This window comes from Endozoicomonas sp. YOMI1, assembly GCF_024606345.1.
In the GTDB taxonomy this organism is placed as follows: Bacteria; Pseudomonadota; Gammaproteobacteria; order Pseudomonadales; family Endozoicomonadaceae; genus Endozoicomonas.
Genome location: NZ_JAHHPM010000372.1, coordinates 1 through 1,773, shown reverse-complemented (window position 1 = coordinate 1,773; position 1,773 = coordinate 1). Strand labels below are relative to the sequence as shown.

Annotated in this window: 2 protein-coding genes; both read left to right on the top strand. The window is 43.6% G+C overall.

What is annotated here, in order from left to right; genetic code table 11:
* The coding region (locus KDK15_RS13275; RefSeq protein ID WP_257295866.1) for a hypothetical protein at nt 1–191 on the top strand (191 nt) is incomplete at its 5' end.
* A gap of 523 nt (nt 192–714) precedes the next feature.
* Entirely contained in the window at nt 715–1,425 is a 711-nt protein-coding gene (locus tag KDK15_RS13270) for a hypothetical protein (protein ID WP_257295865.1), read from the top strand.
* Nucleotides 1,426–1,773: the final 348 nt, after the last annotated feature.

Sequence of the window (1,773 nt, the reverse complement as noted above, 5' to 3'; positions counted from 1 at the left end):
CATTTGAAGCCGTTTTGGGAGCGGGGCGGACCATTCCATTAGGTCTTTCTTTTTGCACAACTTTTGTCGTTTATAAAGATAAAAAGAAGATATTTTCACAATGTAAGGCCTGCCTCAAATTCCCCTTTCTAATCTTAAACCCCAATCATTTTGAAAACCGGAGCTTTATTCGAGCTTCGGTTGTTTTATGACTCTTACAATTTCTTCTTCGTCAATAAGGGAATCTTTCACCCACAATCGGTCTGCAATGGTCATTGGGCACTGATTGATTCGAGCAGTAAATTCACTAACTGTATGCAAAAGGTCTTCTGCTGTCGTATAGCAGTGATGATAAGTTACGTCTTCACGCAACCAGCGCCAAAGTGACTCTACCGGCATAAAGTCCGGGCTGTAGGAAGGCATTTGGATAATATTGATGTCCAGTCGTTTGCCTGATGGATATGAGCTTCATCAATATAAACCAGAAGACGTTCCTGCCGGGTCGCCTTTTCCAGTAGAGGCTTTAGCTGCTCAAGAAATGCGGCTCGTCGGGCCGAATCGGCTTTGTTCAGTAATTTTTTGGCGCTGTGTCCTGTGATGAGGAAAAACCAAGTCAAAAAAACTAAGGTTAATAGTGATAGGTAGTATTCTTACTGCTTGAAAGTCCGATTGTGTTTAGAGGATGGCTTTTCACCCCTGTTTCTTGCAGATGCCCTAAAATCAGGAGTCGTTTCCATGCCCATACAGCGTTCCGCTTCTCTCCAAAACCTCGTACAATCCCAGTACGTTCATGAGCTGGTCAGCAGAGCAGCTCCTCAACAACCAAGCATTGCGCAAGCCTCTTTGCGTTTTGCCAATGTCCATACATCTTTAGGCTCTGGTAATATTGGGGTTGGTCATTTAAGTGCTATAAAACCCTGGACACCCAGCCTGCCTGATGCAGATGAGGTCGATGACATCATCCATGCATCACGACAGAAAAGAAAAAAATACAACTTCGAAGAATATATCTCAGAAGTTAAAAAAGTTAAGGTGGGTAACTGTGGCGAAAAAAGCAATCTTGTTCGTTATTTTCTGTCACAACAACCCGGTCCACTGATTTACTACCGTGTTTCCCTCTGGCCGAATAGTCATTGCTTTGTGGTAATGGACCAGGAGCCCAGTGTGGAGGGGTTGTTCCCCGATAATTTTAACGATTGGAATGACCAAGCCGTAATTATTGATCCATGGACCGGTATCTGTGCACCCGCAAGACACTACCCCGAACTCTGGCACATGAAGCTTGATACGATGGCCGCAGTGGGCATTGAGCTAAGAACCCCTTCCCATGAACAAGGCAATTGGCTGAAGGCTGATGTGCCATATTGGAAAAACATGCTGGAAAAAAATAAAAAATATGTGAGCGCCAAACGCCCTCCGCTTCCATCTTGGTGTCGGTTGGTGTAGAGCCAGTCTATACCCGTCACCTTTCAAATGGTTACAAAATGCCCGGAAAGCACTTGTCATATCTATATTGAATTGTTTGTGTTGGAGAGGAACTTTTAGAAGAAAGAATAGTCTTGAACTTTAATTCAACAATTTAACAACTCAATGGATATTTTTAGTAGCTCACCTTCATTCAATCTTGCTTTTACCGATATTTATTTCGGCTCATTAGATTCCCCCTGTGTCAGCATAGTTGTCGCCTCTCCTGAATTTAGAAACCTAAACAGGGGGCGGCCAATGAGTGATCAATGGCTCGCTATTCAGAAGAGTTCAAAGAGTCCATCATTCAGAAGATGATGCCACCCAATA